Source organism: Polymorphobacter sp. (genome assembly GCF_051860865.1).
Taxonomy (GTDB): Bacteria; Pseudomonadota; Alphaproteobacteria; order Sphingomonadales; family Sphingomonadaceae; genus Sandarakinorhabdus.
On record NZ_JBIMKZ010000032.1, the window covers coordinates 1 to 16,870 of the forward strand.

Consider the following 16,870-nt stretch of genomic DNA (forward strand, 5'->3'; position numbering starts at 1 on the left):
AGCACTTCCTGCTGCTCGAGGATCAGCCCCTCGGCATCGAAGTGGAAGCGGCACCACAGCTCCGCCTCCAGCGTGCGGCCGATCTCCGTGAAGTGGATGGACACGCCGGCGATGGCGAACACCCATCGCGGATCGGCCATCGGCATTACCCGGTCGTCGATCACCACGTCGCGGCGCGTCTTGAACTTGTGCGCTGTCGAGGCGCGCAGCGCGTCGATACCCCTCACGTCGTTGCGGCCGTCGCCCCAAGGGAAGATCTGGCGCGCGTCCCGGTGCCAGAGCGCGATCCAGCCCTCGAGGTCGCCCCGCCGCTCGCAGGCGTAAAGTCTCCGCACGGTGTCGGCGTTGCGCTGCTGTTCGGCGCTGAGGTTCATGCCGCGTCGATCATCAGCGGCAGCGAGACGATGATGTCCGCGGACGAACGACCGACATGCACGACATGCGCCCCCGGCTCGATCATCCAGCCGCGCGCGCGGTGCACCGTCTTCATATCGGCGGCAAATGGCGTCGCGTGCAGCCGCTCCTGGATCGCCGCCGATTCGTCATCGCCCGGATGCCAGTAGGAGAAGGCCCGCGCCCTCAGCTCGATCTCGACCGTCCGGCTCTCGCCCGGCCCCAGGTGCAGCTTGGCGAAGCCGCGCAGCTCCTTGGCGGCGCGGGTCAACGGGCCGTGCGGCGCCGCTACATAGACCTGCACGACATCAGACCCGGCCCGGCTGCCGATATTAGTCACCTCCACAACGACGCAAACGGCGTCTCCCGCCAGGACCCGCCCGACGGAAAGCCGTGCCGTCCATGCAAACCGCGTATAGCCCCGGCCATGGCCGAACGGCACCGCCACCGGCAGATGGCGCGTCTCATACCAGCGGTAGCCAACCAGCACCCCCTCCCCGTATCGCACCTCACCGGCGCCGCCTGGAAAATTGCCGAACGCCGGACTGTGCTCGATCCGCAGCGGCACGGTGATCGGCATCCGGCCGCCCGGCTCCTCGACTCCCAACAGCACATCGGCCAGCACCGCCGCCATCTCCTGCCCGCCGAACCAGATCTGCAGCACCGCCGGCACTGCCTCCAGCCAGGGCATCGCGACCGGGCTGCCGCTGTTGACGATAACTACGGTACGCGGATTGGCGGCAGCCACCCGCCGCACCAGCTCGTCCTGCCGCCCCGGCAAATGATAGGCGGTGCGGTCGAAGCCCTCCGATTCGATCGTCGGTCCGGTGCCGACCACCACTACCGCCACGTCCGCCGCCGCCGCCAGCGCCACGGCCCCATCGATCGAGTCGGGCGCCGGCGGCGGCAGCATCTTCAGCGCCACATGGCAGAAGTTTAGCACTGATTCCCCCCGGAACTCGATCAGCAGCGGCACCGGCACGCCCGCCTCCAGCAGAGTCTCGCAGTCCACCGTCCGCATCACCCGGGCGGCGTCGGCCGCGTCCCAGACGAGGCTCGCGCAGCGCGTGCCGCCGATCGCGAGCCGCGCCGCACCGTTGCTGACGAAGCGAAACCGGTGGACGCCGCTGATCGACGGCACGAACCAGCCGCTTGCCCGTACACTGAAGCCTTCGGCCGGAACGCCTTCCGCCGGCTCGCCCATGAAGGTGAGTTCGGACAGGTCGGCCCGGTGCACCACGATTGGCGCCCCGCCCGCCTCGTCCCCGGCAAAGAACGCGACATCGAGCCCCGGCGCCCCTTCCCCGGTGCGCAGTTCGGAGGCTTCGAGCAACGCGAAGTCGTCGGTCGGCGCGCAGCCTTCGGCATGGTCCATGGCGATACCATGGCCGGCCAGTACGGCGCCGAGCACTTCCCGCACCGTGCTCAGATGCGCCGCGCGCAGCATGGCGGAGCCGCCGCCCATGATCCGCGTCCGCCCGGCATTGGGGCCGATCAGCGCCACCCTGCGCAACGCTCCGGAGGAGAGCGGCAGCAGCTCGCCCTCATTGCGGATCAGTACCATCGCCTCCGCTGCTGCCCGCCGCGCCAGCGCCGCGTCTGCGGGGCTGTCGAAGGGGCGCTCGGGAGGGTCGGTCGCATCGCCGCGTGCCTCGATGCGCGTCATCACCTCAAGCAGCCGCGTGGCGACGGCATCGACCGCCGCCTCCGCAACCCGCCCGTCCGCCACCGCCGTCGCCAGCGCCGGGCCGAAGGCGCGCGCCGGGCCGGGCATCTCGATATCCAGCCCGGCCTCGGCGGCAGCGACGGAGTCGGCGAGCGCCCACCAGTCGGAGACGGTGATCCCCTGAAAGCCCCATTCGCCCCGCAATATGTCGGTCAGCAGCCAGCGATGGTCGGCGCAGAAGCGGCCGTTCAGCCGGTTGTAGGCGGTCATAATGCCAAGCGTCCCGCCCTCCTTCACTGCCATCTCGAACGGCACCAGGTAAAGCTCGCGCAAGCTACGCTCGTCGATCAGCGAGTTGATTGAATTACGCTCGAACTCCGCCTCGTTGCCGGCAAAATGCTTGACCGTGGTAACCACCCCCTCGCCCTGCACGCCGCGCACATAGGCCACCGCCATCTGCCCGGCGAGCCACGGATCCTCGGAAAAACACTCGAACGTCCGGCCATTGAGCGGGGACCGCTGGATGTTGACCGTCGGGCCGAGAAGCACGCGCGCACCGCGCGCCCGGGCCTCCCGGCCCAGCGCCGCGCCCACCGCCTGCACCAGCGGCCCGTTCCAGGTCGCCGCCAGCGCCGCACCGCAGGGCATACACAGCGCCCGCACCCCCGCCGGCCCGAGCCGCGTGCCGCGCACGCCGTTGGGCCCGTCGCTCATCCGCCAGCCGGGAATGCCGGCCTCGGCCACCGGCATCGTCGACCACATGTCGCGCCCGGCCGTCAGTGATGCCTTCTGCTCGATGGACAGCCGCGCCACCGTCGCGGCGATCTCCGCCCGATCGCCGTCGGTCAGCGGGCGCGGCAGCGAGGGTTCTTCCAAGGCCATCTCAGCGGCAGCCGCAGCTGCGGCGAACGACCATGTCGGCGGGCACCAGATGATTGGCCGGCGGCTTGGACTGGCCGTCCTTGCCGCCGGCCAGCGCCTCCACCGCCAGCTGCGCCATCCGGTTGATCGGCTGACGCACCGTGGTCAGCGGCGGAATCGAAAGGCTGGCCAGCTCCATGTCGTCAAAGCCGGTCACCGCCACATCGCCCGGCACGCTCAGCCCCAGCGCCGCCAGCCCGGCAATGGCGCCCATCGCCGAGCTGTCGTTGGCGCTCATGATCACATCGGGCAGGACGGTCCGGTCCGCGCAGCGGCGCACCACGATGTCATAGGCCAGCGTCGGCGTATAATCGCCCTGCCAGTCGGCAAGCGGCTCCAGCGTGCCGCCGTGCATCGCCACCCGCGCCGCCATCGCGGCGGCACGCAGGTTCGAGTCGGTATTGTCCGCCGGCCCGCCAAGAAAGGCGAAGCGCCGCGCCCCGTGCCGCTCGACCATATGGTCGACGAGCGCGTGCATCGCCGCCTGGTTGTCCACCGATACATTGGTGATACCCGGCGCATCGACGAAATGCGCGATGCTGGCAACCGGCACTTGTCGGGTGATGCGCCCCATGTCGGCATCGGGGATCACCCGGTCGACCAGCACCAGCCCGTCGCACTTGCCGGTCATGGAAAGCAGTGCCGGCGTCTCGGCATCGGTCCGCGCGCCGCGCAGCAACACCATGTGTGCGCACTGGAAGGCAGCCTCCTCGACGCCGCGGATCAGCTCGTCATAATAGACCAAAGACTGGGCGGTGCGCTCGGTCAGCCGGGCGAGGGCATCGTCATCGTCCGAGCCGAGGGACTCTCGGTCGAGCCGGCGACGCCTATAGATCAGGCCGAGAACCCCTGTCGATCGCCGCGCCATGCCCTGCGCGGATCCGTTCGGCACATAGGCCAGATCTTCGATCGCCTGCAGCACCCGGGCGCGCGTCGCCGGCCGGATGCCCGCCGCGTCGTTGATCACACGGGAGACGGTGGCGATCGACACCCCTGCCCGCGCCGCGATCTCATAGACCGTCGCCGGCGCCATCCGTGCCGTCAGGCTATCGCTCATCCGAAAACACGCGGATCAGGCAAGTGCGGCCACCGCCGCCATCGGCGCACGGCTCCTGGCCAGCCCGGCCTCTTCCTCCAGCGCTTCCAGCCGATACACCATCTCGATCCGGTGCGACTCGGTAAGCGCCGGATCGGTGGCAGCGAAGCGGAACAGCCGGCGCGTTGCCAGCGACCAGCCGGCATAGGCCTCCGCGCTCACCGCCGGCGGCGTATGCCCGGCCTCGCCCTCGAACCGGTACCAGCTGCGATGATAGACGAACGCCAGGTTCGGCCGGGCATGGTCGCTGCGGTTGGGGCTGCCCCGGTGCCACATCCGCGTATCGCGGATCATCAGCGAGCCCGCCGGCATGGTGACGCGCTGCGGCGGACGGTCGGCGGCGCCGAGGTGCGGCGCCACGTCTGATAGCAGATGCGTGCCATTGCCCCAGATTTCCAGCGGGCCGTTTTCCTCGGTGAAGTCCACCAGCGGAAAGTTCACCGCCAACGCATAGACCGGCAGGGATAGGTCATGGCTGCGGAACAGCGGCCGCCCGTCAGCATGCGCCACCTGATAGTCGGAGCCCGGCAGAGGCGTGTCCGCCGCCGCCCAGCTGCACGCCGCATCGATGCCCAACAGCCCATGGATCAGCCGCAGCGCGATCGGGTTCGCCACCAGCTCCTCATCGGCAAACACCCCATCAAGGTACAGATGCGTATTGAAGCGGTTGGCGCCACGATTCGAGGCATTGGCAGCCACGAACTCATCCAGCACCTTGCCAAAGCCGGCCTGCAGTCGGGCGAGCAGCGACGGGCTCATCACCGCCTCCAGGATTAGGAAACCGTCCGAGCGCAGCGCCCGCTTCATCATCTCCTCGAAGTCCGCGGTTCCGATCCGCGGCTCCCACTCCGATTTCGCGAACTGCATGTCGCCTGTCCTCCCACGCATCCCGGGCCAAAGCCCGCTGTTTCGCCTGACTACTACGAAAATCGTCGCTTGTAAGCCTTTACATTCCACAAAATGCATGATGTAAGCTCTTTCATAACAATGCGTCAAAGACGAAGCCAAGGGGAGGAGCGGACGGCGACCATGAGTCCGGATCGGCTAAAAATCGGCATTCTCGGCGCCGGGATGATCGCGACCGCCCCCTATGGCGTGCTGCCCAACCTCGCCGCACTCGCCGACCGGGTCCAGGTAGTGGCCATCGCCGCCCCCGGCGAACGCGCCGTAGCCGTTGCCGCCGCCTTCGGCATCCCTTCTGTCTTCGCCAGCCTGGAAGCGATGCTGGACGGCGCCACCCTCGATGCCGTCGTCAACCTTACGCCGATACCCCTCCATTATCAGACGTCGCGGACTATCCTCGCCGCCGGCAAGCACCTCGTCACCGAAAAGCCGCTCGCCGGCACGCTGGCCGAAGCGGACGAGCTCTGCGCCATGGCGGACGCGTCCGACCTGCTCATTGTCAGCGCCCCCGTCGACATGCTCGGCCATGATTGGCAGCAGGCCCGCCGGCTGATCGCGACCGGCGCCATCGGCCGCCCCGCCTTCGCCCGCGTCCAGTCCTCGCACGGCGGGCCTGCGCTGCTGGCCTGGCCGAGCGACCCATCCTGCTTCTATGCCAAAGGCGCCGGCCCGCTGCTGGACCTCGGGGTCTACGGCCTCCACCGCATCACAGGCCTGCTCGGCCCGGCCCGCCGCGTCTCCGCCTTCTCCGGCATCACCGCGCCGCTCCGCCATGCGCGCGGCGGCCCGTTCCACGGCAAGGACATCCCGGTCGAAGAGACCGACAACACGCTGATGCTGCTGGACTTCGGCAACGCCGTCTTCGCCTCGGTGGACGCCACCTACAATGTCGTCGCCACCCGCAGCCCGCTTGTGGAAGTCTATGGCAGCGAAGGCACGCTGCTGGTCCATGCCGCCGCCCCGGCGCTCGAACTGTTCCGGCTCGATGCCGCCCCCGGCCTGCCAGGCTGGATCACCCCGGCGCCGGTCGGCTTCCCGCCGCCGCCCGATCCCGTCGCCACGCTCCAGCGCGGCCTGCTCGTCGCCCATCTCGCCGACTGCCTCGCAACCGGCAGCCGCCCGGTTCTGAGCGCCGAGCATGCCCGCCATGTGCTTGAGATCATGCTCGCCGCGCGTGAATCGGCCCGCAACGGCAGCGCCGTAACCCTCACCACCAGCTTCGCCATGCCCCCGGTGGCCGCATGACGACGGACAAGCGCCTCCACCCCTATCGCCGCGTGCTGCGCCCCGGCCAGGCCAGCGCGGTGATGCTGTACGATGCCGATGCCGCCACGCTCCGCGAGGTCTGGCGCACCGAAGACATGCTGGTCGAGGCGCCCAACTGGACCGCGCCGGACGAACTGATCCTTAACGGCGACGGCCTCCTCTGGCGGCTCGACCTCACCTCTGGCGCCCTCACCGCCATCGACGTCCCCGGCCTCCCCTATCTCAACAACGATCATGTCCCCGCCCCCGGCGGCGGCGCCATGTTCGTCTCCGGCTACGACTGGCACATCCACCGCCTGTCGCTGCCGGACGGCCGCCACGAACAGGTCACCCAGGACCATCCCGATCAGCCGCTGCGCCACTTCCTGCACGGCGTCAGCTTCGACGGCACCGAGCTCGCCTTTGTCGGCATCGCCCCGCGCGGCGACGATCCCTGGGGCCCCGCCAACATCTACACCATGAACAGCACCGGCGGCCCGGTGCAGCAGCTGACCTTCGGAGACGCGCCCGCCGACGGCTGCGAATATTCGCCCGACGACCGCTGGATCTACTTCAACACCGCGGCCCTCACCGGCCGCGCCCAGATCGCCCGGCTGCCACGCACCGGCGGCACCCCCGAGCGGCTCACCGACGACGAACGGGTCAACTGGTTCCCGCACCTCGCGCCCATAGGCGACCTCGCCTGCTACCTGTCCTACCCCCCCGGCACCACCGGCCACCCCGCCGACCGCCCGGTGGAAATCCGCCTCGTGCGCGCCGGCCGCTGGACCGAGGCCGAGACGGTCGCCGCCTTCAACGGCGGCCAGGGCACGATCAACGTCAACAGCTGGGCGGCGGACGGCCGCCGCTTCGCCTTCGTCGCCTATCCCATGGCCGCATCTTGACCATCGCCACGAACATTACCGGGCACCCGTCGTGCCGCAGCAGGAGGGAATGACATGTCGCACCTGAAGACCTCGACAGCGTTGGCATTGCTGCTGCTGCCCGCCGCCGGCCTCGCCCAACAGGCCGCCGCCCCTGGGGCCGAAGACGGCATCGCCGAAATCGTCGTCACCGCCCAGCGGCGCGAGGAAAGCTTGCAGAAGGTGCCCCTTTCCGTCACCGCCGTGACCGCCGACGTGCTGCGGGACCGGCATTTCAGCGATCCCGCCCAGCTGCAGTTCATCGCCCCCAACCTCCAGTTCACCAGCTTCGCGCTGGCGCCCGGCGCCACCAACTTCTCGGTACGCGGAATCGGCACCTCCAGCTTCTCGCACCTGATCGAACCCAGCGTCGCCACCGTCATCGACGGCGTCGTCCTCGGCCGCCCGGAAATGGGCGTCATGCAATTCTCCGATCTGGAACGCGTTGAGATCCTCGCCGGCCCGCAGGGCATGCTATTCGGCAAGAATGCGTCGGCCGGTCTCATAAACATCGTCACCACCCGGCCCAAGCTCGGCGTCACCGAATTCGTCGGCCATGCCGAAGTCGGCCTTGTCAACGCCGCGACCGACTGCTGCGCGATGCTGTTCCAAGCCACGGTCAACGCGCCGCTCGGATCGACCGCCGCCATCCGCATCAACAGCTATTATTCGGATCACAACCAGCTCGTCCGCGACACCATTCCCAACCCCGGCAGCAACTATGGGCACCAGGAATATGGCTTCAAGCCGAAGCTGCTCTGGGAGCCCAACGACCAGCTCTCCGTCTATATCGCCGCCGATTATGCGCGCGGCACCGGCGTCGGCACCGGCGCCGTCACCCCGCGCACCGTGGCGCCCGGCTCCCCGCTCATTCCCTTCCAGGCGGCAGCCGGCATCGTGCCGTCCCCGCGCAACCTGCTGCGCTCCGCCAACGGCGCTACCAACGTCACCTTCGATGTCGGCGGCATCACCAGCGAGATCAGCTATACTCTGAACAGCGGGCTGACGATCTCCAACATCCTCGCCTGGCGCAAGTACAAGGCCAACCACAGCTTCGATGCCGACTATCACCAGATCCCGCAGCTCGATCTGGTCGCCGCCCGCTTCGACTTCGAGCAGGTCACCGAGGAGCTGCGGCTCAGTTCCAACTCCGGCGGCGCTTTCGAATATCAGCTCGGCTTCTTCTTCTATGCCGGCCAGACCAACCGCGCCGACTTCGCCAGCGCCAACCTCAATCTAGGCCCCCCGCCCGCGGGCCTCGTCAACTGGGCCGGCTTCGATGCCTATGACAATCTCCGCTCGCGCAGCTACGCCGTCTATGGCCAGGCGACCTACAACCTCACCGAGGCCTTCCGCCTCACCGCCGGCGGCCGCTACACCTGGGACCGGCTGACCGACGTCGCCTCGAACGTGATCGACGATTTCGCCTTCGGCTTCGCCCCCGCCGCCAGCTATACGCAGACAAACCGCGCCAACGACTTCTCGTGGCGCGTCAGCGCCCAATATGATTTCGCCTCCGCAGTGATGGGCTATGTCACCGTCTCCACCGGCTACAAGGGCCCCGGCTTCAACCAGGTCTATGGCGGCGGCCTGCCGATCGGACCGGAGACGTCGGAAGCCTATGAGGTCGGCCTCAAAAGCCGCATCGGACGGTCGCTCCTGTTCAACATCTCCGCCTATTGGGAGACGGTCAGCGACCTGCAGGTCCAGGCCTTCAGGCCGGACATCCCGGCCTATCTGGTGTCCAACGCGGGCAGCCTGCGCGCCCGTGGCGTGGAGGCCGAGCTGAAGTGGAATGCCGGCCAGGATCTCAACCTCTCCAGCAACGTCTCCTTCAACGACGCCCGCTTCACCAGCTTCGCCCGCGCGCAATGCTATCCGGGCCAGACCTTGGCACAGGGCTGCGTCAGTGATCCGCAGAGCCCCGGCAACAGCTTCACCGACGCGACCGGCAACCGTCTGCAAAATGCCCCGAAGTGGGCGGGCAACATCGCCATCGACTATGAGCCGATGCTGGGCAACGCCCTCAAGGGCTATGTCCACGCCGACGTCTATGGCCGCACCGCCATCAACTTCAATGCCAATGCCGATCCCTTCACCGCGCAGGGCGGTTATGCCATCGCGAACGGCAGCCTGGGCCTTGGTGCGGAAGACGAATCCTGGCGCGCCAGCCTGTTCTGCCGCAACTGCTTTGATCGGCGCTTCGTCACTTTCATCGAAAGCAATCCGGGCGGTATCGTTGGCGACTACGGCCAAGCATTTGGCTTGACCTCCTTCCGTACCCTTGGCGTTTCGCTCGATGTGCGCTTCTGAAGTGGCTTTTGATCAGATTGGATAATCGAGCATTTTCAGTTTCAACATTGATATGCGGCTCCATTGAATAGGTTGGCGCATTCGGGTTGGCGACAACGGTCGACTAGACATCACAAGGCATCGTCGACGGCAGTATGGCTCCACGACGAACGTCTGCAGCGAGGTTTTTGGTCTTGATGAGGCCTGCCTGAAGGCAGGTCGTGATCTTGAAGTGTTGGCCCGTCTCGGGTTCAAGGCTGGTGACGACTTGCTTTACGGCCTTGCCGGCTATGCTAATGGCCGGATCTCAGCGACCTATGTCGACTTCGAAAATATCCTGGCGAGCGTAGCCGACAGCGAAAACTTTGGCGGGGCCCGGATCGGGGTGGGTGCCGAACAGGCTTATGCCCGACACCATGCTAGTCGCGGACCAATCGTGTGCCAGGCGTGAGCTTGCGGAGCATAGTCGCTGGCTCGGCGGGCTGGTCGGCGAGAGCCGCAGCGCGCCTCATCAGTGTCTTAGAAGTGCGGCTCACGCCGCCGTGGCGCTGCTCCTGGAGCCGGTAGGGCAGACCTAGCCGCACCAGGTCGGGCGAGATGTTGGGTGCGGGTGCGCCGCGATCAGGCGCTTGAGCTTGGCGTTCTCATCCTCGAGCCGCCGCAGGCGTCGCATCTCCGATGGCATCAATCCCGCATACTTCTTGCACCAGGCATAGAATGTCACCTCGCTGATCCCGGCCTTCCGGCACACTTCGCCGATCGTCATGCCTTCGTGGCCTGCTTGAGCACGAACGCGATCTGCGCCTTGCTAAAATTCGATCTCTTTATCGCTTCCTCCGTCCACTGACCCAACAATCCTAGACTGGAACTTTTCAGCTCAAAACGGTCCGGAAAGCGGGCAGCAGGTCACACCCTATGGGCACTACGACCGACTCTTCTGAACCTTATAGCGCCCTTCTACGAGAAACCATGTTAAGCGCTTGATTATAAAAATCATTGACTTAAACAAGGAATTAGTTCTTTACTTGGCACTATAAAATAGAAAATATGATATTGATGAAATTACAGTAAATGATTTTATTTTATCTATTTTTGAAGACGTTACGCTAAAATTGTTAATAATGTTATAGTTATAAGATAAATTCATACTAGCAGAGGGCTGGGGTGATGAGTCGTCTATCTGGTAATTTGTTGCTATCTCGTATTCTTATCTCGATTCTAATTCTTATGATTTCAATCATACCGGCCTTATCCCCGGCTCGCGCACAAACAATTGGAGCAATTGGCTGGACCTTCACGGGGCCAACGCCCTCAATGTTTCTTGATGATATCGACTCTGCATGTGAAGCGCGAACTGCATGGTTTAATCAGTCTGCATCTCCACGTTTTTTATTAGAATACACGGGGTCAGTGCGTCCATTTAATAACACTGGAACTTGGGAATGCAAAAATCGTAACGTAATGTTTGGATTTTTTTCCTATCAACTAGTTCGACAGGTTTGCATTGACTCAAATAATGTAATCAGACCCATAACTAGCTTTTTATGTAAGGATATAAAAAATGCGCCTACGCCGCCTGTGACGATGGCCTCTCAATGTCCTATTGGTAGAACGTTTGATGCTATACCGGGAAATTTGTCGCAACCGTATATGCCACTGGTCGGCAATCCGGTGGAACTGGCTTCCGGCGCAAAAATTCATGAGGTTGAAGACTATGCTTCAGCTGACGATAATTTAAGCGTAACAAGATATTATCATGATGGTAAAACGAGCTTTCTTTTTTCGTCTGATTTTGGTTTGTCATGGAGTGGAGCTCGGAGATCGTTTGGATATATTAATCCTTCAAGTCGTTCTCCTCTAAGAATAATGACAAGTGATCGTTTTGAAATTGAATTTTCGCTTGGCACTACAATATGGCCGACTGTATCAAGCTATCCCATATTTTCTCGGGTTGTTGCAGAGCCGCAGTTTATTACTCCTGCAACCAACGCTGCATGGACAACTTTTTTTGAACAAGTGCCACGGTCTTGGCTAATAAGGTACCGGGATGGTCGAGTCCTGGTTATGTCTACTGTTCCGGATCATGCAACTTCCACGCGGATGCCAGTAGTAGTTTCGTCTGAAACGCTTCCGAACGGATATGTTATCAATTATTCCTATGGCGCATCAGATGTGAATGGAAATCCCAAACTCAACAGCGCCACCGGCAGCGATGGACGAGTTCTTACATTCACCTGGTCTGTCGATGATTTTATTGAGCGCATTGATTTGCCTGATGGATCACATTTAAAATATTATTATAATTCGACGACCGGCAGCTCGGCCCAGCAACGCAGTTTATCCAAGGTAGAACGAATCACGGCAACCAGTGCTGTCGCGTGGTCAGAATCGTATCTCTATGAGATTAGCAGCAAGCCGCTTGCGCTGACGGGCATCGTCGACGCGCTGGGGAACCGTATAACTACATATAGTTACAATGTCTTGGGGCAGGTTACAGCCACCGGCAAAGCTGATGGAAGCGAGACGACGCTCATTGACTATGGGGCGGTAGTTTCCGGGGCCACATCGATAGCGCGCACTGTCACGAATGCAGCCGGAAAGCCTGCATCCTACGTGTTCGCGACGACCATGGTTCCTGCACAGCTGACCGTATCGGGCGCACGTTTGTCGAGTGTCTCGCTCGCGGCAACGACGCAGACGCCCGCTTCATCATCAACAAATACATATTCGGGGTTGTCTGTGGCCAGCAACACCAACCCACGAAATGTCGTTGAAAGCTATGGCTATGACACGCTGGGCCGCCGCGTGGCGACAACCAGAGCGGTAGGGACGCCGATCCAGCGTGCGGAATCCGCAACCTGGGAGACATTTTTCGATAAGCCTGCGCAAGAAGTGAGACCTGGGCTAACCACCAGCTACACCTATGACACTCAGGGCCGTCTGCTGACACGCTCAGAGACGGATACCACATCGCACACCGTGCCCTACACGACGGCGGGCCAGGCTCGCACCTGGACATATGCCTGGACTGCGCTTGGCAAGCTGCACAGCGTGAACGGGCCCAAAGCGCCCAATGGAAGCGGGCAGGATGATATCACCAGCTATGCTTACGATACGCAGAACAATCTGATTTCTGAAACAAATGCATTGGCTCAGGTGACAAGCTACAGCAATTACGATGCCAATGGCCGCCCTGGGCGGATGGTCTCGCCAGCCGGCCTTATCACAGACTTCAGCTATGACAGCATCGGCCGGCTTACGAGCCGCACGGTGAAGCATCCTACGGACCCTGCGCTGGATGCTGTCACCCTGTTTGCCTATGATCTCGCCGGCCAGTTGACCTCGGTCACCTTGCCTTACACCGCCGCAATCAATTTCCTCTATTCCGATATCGGCCGGTTGATCGCGGTTGTTGATGGCAGCGGATCAAGGATTGATTACAGCTACAACAACATGGGCCAGATTGTTGAGGAGGAAACCTCTGCATCGGATTCGACCATTCGCCAGACCATAAGCCGCACCTATGATGATCTTGGCAGGCTGGTGACGGAAGTTCTTGGGCCCAATCGGACTTATCTCTGGGAATATGACGTCAACAACAATCCGACCCGCATTATTGACGCACGAAACAACGCCACCCAGTTCGCTTTTGATGCGCTTGATCGTCTGACGACGGACACGGACCCTTTGAACAATGCCGCACAAACGGGCTTCGATGATCAAGACGACCCCATCAGCCGAACCGATCGCAACGGCGTTGAAACCACCTTTGTGCGCAACGGCTTTGGCGAAGTCATCCAAGAAACCAGCTCGGACCGCGGTGTGTCCATCTATTGGTATGATGCGGCAGGCGATGTGATTCAATCGAGCGATGGCCGCGGTCAAATCGTGAATTTTGATCGGGACATGCCTGGCCGGCTGGTTGCAAAGCGTCCGGTCGGTCTCTCTGCACAGGACGTAACATATGTGTGGGACAGCAGCTATGTTGGCCGACTGGCCAGCATAGCCGATAGTTCGGGCACTACCGCCTACAGCTATGACCACCGTGGCAATATCACGGCAAAAGCTCTGACGATCGGCGGAGGCTTTTCCGGCACGGTTCAATATGCCTATGACCTTGCAGACCGTGTGGTGCAGATGACCTATCCTTCAGGCAAGATCATCGATTATGCGAGGGACAGTCTTGGCCGCGTGTCTCAGGTCTCGCTTCGCGACACCATCGGCGCCACGCCGGTGATGCTGGCCTCCAGCTTGGCCTATGAGCCGTTTGGCCCGCCGAAGGCGTTCAACTATGGCAACACGCTCGTCTTCACGCAGGACTGGGGCGATGACCGTCGGCTGTACGGAAAGTTCATCAAGCGCGCCGATACCAGCAATATCTGGGCACGCACCTACACCTTTGACAATGATGACAACATCCTCAGCATCACGACACCGGGCGCGCCAACGGCGACGATCAGCTATATCTATGACCCGAAGAGCCGATTGACCCGCGCGACCGGTGATTTTGGCCCGGTGCAGCAGGAGGACTATGGCTATGACGACAACGACAACCGCCTGAGCCTGGAGCAGCGCGATGTGGCTCTGTCGACAACACCGACAACGGTGGTGACCTCGGCGATCACGGCGGGCACCAACCGGCTGGCCAGCACGATTGCCATGCAGGGCGGCAGCAGCCTTGTCCGGACGCTGACCTATAATGGCCGCGGCGATATCGCTTCCGAGCTGCGCGACAGCGTGGCGGTGACCACCAGCTATGATGCCTATGGCCGGCTGACCAGTTACGCCCGCGCCGGCACCTCTCCCCAATCAATGCTCTACAGCGGCAGCGACGAGCGGGTGGAAGTGACGACGGATGCAACCCCGCGCCGCTATGTTTATGACGAAAGTGGCCGGCTGATCGGCCAATATGGCGCCACCGGAACCATCCACGCTGAGCATATCTGGCTAATGCCGGATACCGACGAAGGCGGCTGGGAGCCACTGGCGCTGCTCGAGCCATCGACATTGAGCTATGTCCACGGCGATCATCTGGGCGTGCCGGTATTGATCACCGATGCCAGTGGCAACACTGTCAACGCCATGCAGGCCGAACCGTTCGGCCGACGCTTCTACACCGCCAGCACTTCCGCGCCGCGCACCGGCCTCGCTTTCCCCGGCCAGATTATCGACATCGCCGACCGGCACTATAATCTCTACCGCGACTATGACCCAACATTAGGACGCTATCTCCAAGCCGATCCCATCGGGCTTGATGGTGGGGATAATGTCTATGGCTACGTAGGGGGAAATCCTGTCAAATTTGTGGATCCAAATGGTCTTAACCCTGTTTCGGCGGCAATTCTTGCCTGTGAGGTTGCTCCTGCTGCTTGTGCGACCATAATTGCTGGCATAGCCTATGAAGGAGGAAAACTAGTTCAAGCATGCATTGACGGGGGAACAGCGCAAAACCAAATCTCCGTTCTTGAGCTGGCACCTAAGCGGAAGCGCAGCAAACGGGGACCCTCTATTCCTTGCTCTAGCTGTGGGACGCCACACGGCGGAGTTACTGGTACAACCGAATGCAAAGAGTGCGACACGAAACGTAAAAACGGTAATCCGGTTAAAGGTGAGAATCCGAGACCTTTAGGGTGATTTATGGAATATGATTTTAGCTATGTAGGTAATGAATTGGATCAAATGTTGCATCATGGAAAGCCCATGTCCGCTTTCTGCCGAGCCGTATCGGAAAATATTGACGAGTTTTCAGGTCAAGATTTTCTTCGTTACGTCCAAGAAGGTAAAATTATTAAAGATATTTTTTTTGTAGGCCTCCATAATGAACGATGCATTTACACTGTATTTACGAAACCGGATCAACATTGGCGATTTAATGTATACAAAGCGCTAAAAAAATCTGGTCAAAAAATTTGGTCGAACGAACAAGAATTTTTGGAATCTTATCTACTTGGCTACATTCGTTAGAAAATGATATTGCCAAAATTTTTGGTGACAGTATGTAACGACGCTTTTAGTTGCGCTAACGATCCGCAGAAATCGGACGGTGGAGACTATCGATTGCCGGGCAGAGCAATACGGCCAGCCGCAGTTTCACTTGAAACGACCATGGCATTGCCGCCGAAGCCTGCGATAGAATGGGCGGGAGGGCCAGCTATAACGCCGTCAGACGGCTGGCCAGCTATACGCAAACGGGCACGCCGGCATTCGTTATCCTCTAAAGCCATACGGACGGACCAGCGGGCGCAATGAGCGTCGGCAGCAGCCCGTGCCGGTCCGTGCACGATGAAAGCGGTCGGTAATCGGGGAATACGCGCGCGCCATCGAAACCCATGCCCCCGATACACTCTCCCCACGCGCCCCGAACGCCAACACATAGGGATTTACGCCGCCCGTCATTCCGACGACACTCGGCCATGGGAGGCGCCGGACCGTGCACATCAGACATCTCGAACAGTTTCTTGCCGTGGCCGAAAAAGGCAGCCTCGGCGCCGCCAGCCGCAGCTTCGGCCTCAGCCAGCCCGCGATCACCCGCAACATGCAGGCGCTCGAACACGCGCTCGGCGCCCGACTGTTCACCCGCAGCAGCAGCGGCGTCACGCTGACCCCCGCCGGCCAGCGCCTGCTGCCGCTGGCGCGCTCGATCGTCAGCGAGGCGAGGCGGGCCGAGATCGTCGTCGGCGACGCCACCGATCCCGGCCCGACGCTGCGGATCGGCGTATCGCCGAGCCTGCTCTGGGACATGCTGCCGGAAACGCTCGATGCGCTGGTCAGTGCGCATCCGGATATCAACGTCACGATCGTCACCGGCACCATGGAGTGGCTCGAAGCCGGCCTGACCAGCGGCGACATCGATATCGCGCTCGAACTGACCCTGTCCAAGAGCGGCACCGACGTCCGCAACCGCGATCTCGCGGTGGACACATTGGCGAGCGTCGTCTGCTCGCCCTACGCCCCGGCCGGCCACGCCATCCTATCCGGCCCGATCACCCTCAAGCGGCTGGGCGAGGCGCGCTGGTGCATCCCGCTCAAAATGTCGCTGACCTATCGCTTCCAGAATGTCTTTTCGCGCGCCGGGCTGCCGATGCCGGTGCAAACGGTCAACACCGCCTCGATCGGCTTCATCCGCAAGGCGATGCAGCGCTGGCAGCTGCTGACGATCCTGCCCCCCGAACAGCTGGCAGAGGATATCGCCGCCGGCCTCGTCATCGGTCTCGATGTGCCGGAACTCGCATTTGATTATGATGTCTGCGTACTGACGCTGCCTGGCAAAATGAAGGATAATGTTGTTAGAACAGCGATTTCGGCGATGAAAGCGCTGTCCGCCAAACCGCGCCGGGACGCCGCCTGACATACGCATTGGTTATGGCCCGATAGTCAGAACGAGACTTCCGCGCCCCTGCCGAAATACGCAACATCGGCCGCAGGGAGACG

Annotated in this window: 11 protein-coding genes and 1 pseudogene; 6 read left to right on the forward strand and 6 right to left on the reverse strand. The window is 62.3% G+C overall.

Annotated features, from left to right (window positions below):
- From ACTIFJ_RS07835 to ACTIFJ_RS07850, 4 genes are all read right to left on the reverse strand, one after another.
- Nucleotides 1-374 (reverse strand): nuclear transport factor 2 family protein (locus ACTIFJ_RS07835; protein WP_439533541.1); only part of this gene is annotated, 374 nt, incomplete at its 3' end.
- Nucleotides 371-2,941 carry a beta-glucosidase H gene (locus ACTIFJ_RS07840; RefSeq protein ID WP_439533542.1) on the reverse strand — a complete coding sequence of 857 codons (2,571 nt, stop codon included), beginning with the start codon at nucleotides 2,939-2,941 and terminating at the stop codon, nucleotides 371-373. The genes ACTIFJ_RS07840 and ACTIFJ_RS07835, both read right to left, overlap by 4 nt.
- Nucleotide 2,942: 1 nt before the next feature.
- Entirely contained in the window at nucleotides 2,943-4,037 is a 1,095-nt protein-coding gene (locus tag ACTIFJ_RS07845) for a LacI family DNA-binding transcriptional regulator (RefSeq protein ID WP_439533543.1), read from the reverse strand.
- Between the two features lie 15 nt (nucleotides 4,038-4,052).
- The gene (locus ACTIFJ_RS07850; RefSeq protein WP_439533544.1) at nucleotides 4,053-4,943 is read right to left on the reverse strand and encodes a phytanoyl-CoA dioxygenase family protein; all 891 of its coding nucleotides are present in this window, start codon (nucleotides 4,941-4,943) and stop codon (nucleotides 4,053-4,055) included.
- A gap of 162 nt (nucleotides 4,944-5,105) precedes the next feature.
- Here ACTIFJ_RS07850 and ACTIFJ_RS07855 point away from each other — a divergent pair, with 162 nt between their 5' ends.
- From ACTIFJ_RS07855 to ACTIFJ_RS07865, 3 genes are read left to right on the forward strand one after another with little or no spacing between them, the layout of a single operon-like run.
- Nucleotides 5,106-6,224: a Gfo/Idh/MocA family protein gene (locus tag ACTIFJ_RS07855; protein WP_439533545.1), complete on the forward strand. Its 1,119-nt coding sequence runs from the start codon at nucleotides 5,106-5,108 to the stop codon at nucleotides 6,222-6,224.
- Nucleotides 6,221-7,129 carry a TolB family protein gene (locus ACTIFJ_RS07860; protein ID WP_439533546.1) on the forward strand — a complete coding sequence of 303 codons (909 nt, stop codon included), beginning with the start codon at nucleotides 6,221-6,223 and terminating at the stop codon, nucleotides 7,127-7,129. Before ACTIFJ_RS07855 ends, ACTIFJ_RS07860 begins: the two co-directional genes overlap by 4 nt.
- Before the next feature lie 54 nt (nucleotides 7,130-7,183).
- On the forward strand, nucleotides 7,184-9,460 hold the full coding sequence (locus tag ACTIFJ_RS07865) for a TonB-dependent receptor (protein WP_439533547.1): 2,277 nt from the start codon (nucleotides 7,184-7,186) through the stop codon (nucleotides 9,458-9,460).
- A 398-nt stretch (nucleotides 9,461-9,858) separates the two neighbouring features.
- Here the strand turns inward: ACTIFJ_RS07865 and ACTIFJ_RS07870 are convergent, their stop codons facing one another.
- Together ACTIFJ_RS07870 and ACTIFJ_RS07875 are read right to left on the reverse strand one after the other, a co-directional pair.
- Nucleotides 9,859-10,023, reverse strand: coding sequence for a hypothetical protein (locus ACTIFJ_RS07870; protein WP_439533548.1), 165 nt, complete (start codon nucleotides 10,021-10,023; stop codon nucleotides 9,859-9,861).
- A gap of 32 nt (nucleotides 10,024-10,055) precedes the next feature.
- Nucleotides 10,056-10,267: pseudogene (locus ACTIFJ_RS07875) on the reverse strand (transposase); the annotation flags it as partial.
- A gap of 822 nt (nucleotides 10,268-11,089) precedes the next feature.
- Between ACTIFJ_RS07875 and ACTIFJ_RS07880 the strand changes: the two are divergent.
- The 3 genes from ACTIFJ_RS07880 (at nucleotide 11,090) to ACTIFJ_RS07890 (ending at nucleotide 16,787) form a co-directional block, all read left to right on the forward strand.
- Nucleotides 11,090-15,073 carry an RHS repeat-associated core domain-containing protein gene (locus tag ACTIFJ_RS07880; RefSeq protein ID WP_439533549.1) on the forward strand — a complete coding sequence of 1,328 codons (3,984 nt, stop codon included), beginning with the start codon at nucleotides 11,090-11,092 and terminating at the stop codon, nucleotides 15,071-15,073.
- A 3-nt stretch (nucleotides 15,074-15,076) separates the two neighbouring features.
- Nucleotides 15,077-15,403, forward strand: coding sequence for a hypothetical protein (locus tag ACTIFJ_RS07885; protein WP_439533550.1), 327 nt, complete (start codon nucleotides 15,077-15,079; stop codon nucleotides 15,401-15,403).
- Nucleotides 15,404-15,869: 466 nt separating this feature from the next.
- Entirely contained in the window at nucleotides 15,870-16,787 is a 918-nt protein-coding gene (locus tag ACTIFJ_RS07890; RefSeq protein ID WP_439533551.1) for a LysR family transcriptional regulator, read from the forward strand.
- The last annotated feature ends 83 nt before the right edge of the window (nucleotides 16,788-16,870 follow it).

What these genes read in the sequence shown, in the direction of transcription:
- ACTIFJ_RS07840 (WP_439533542.1), bottom strand. Translation starts at nt 2,941, where the DNA reads ATGGCCTTGGAAGAACCCTCGCTGCCGCGCCCGCTGACCGACGGCGAT.
- ACTIFJ_RS07845 (WP_439533543.1), bottom strand. Translation starts at nt 4,037, where the DNA reads ATGAGCGATAGCCTGACGGCACGGATGGCGCCGGCGACGGTCTATGAG.
- ACTIFJ_RS07850 (WP_439533544.1), bottom strand. Translation starts at nt 4,943, where the DNA reads ATGCAGTTCGCGAAATCGGAGTGGGAGCCGCGGATCGGAACCGCGGAC.
- ACTIFJ_RS07855 (WP_439533545.1), top strand. Translation starts at nt 5,106, where the DNA reads ATGAGTCCGGATCGGCTAAAAATCGGCATTCTCGGCGCCGGGATGATC.
- ACTIFJ_RS07860 (WP_439533546.1), top strand. Translation starts at nt 6,221, where the DNA reads ATGACGACGGACAAGCGCCTCCACCCCTATCGCCGCGTGCTGCGCCCC.
- ACTIFJ_RS07865 (WP_439533547.1), top strand. Translation starts at nt 7,184, where the DNA reads ATGTCGCACCTGAAGACCTCGACAGCGTTGGCATTGCTGCTGCTGCCC.
- ACTIFJ_RS07880 (WP_439533549.1), top strand. Translation starts at nt 11,090, where the DNA reads ATGCCACTGGTCGGCAATCCGGTGGAACTGGCTTCCGGCGCAAAAATT.
- ACTIFJ_RS07885 (WP_439533550.1), top strand. Translation starts at nt 15,077, where the DNA reads ATGGAATATGATTTTAGCTATGTAGGTAATGAATTGGATCAAATGTTG.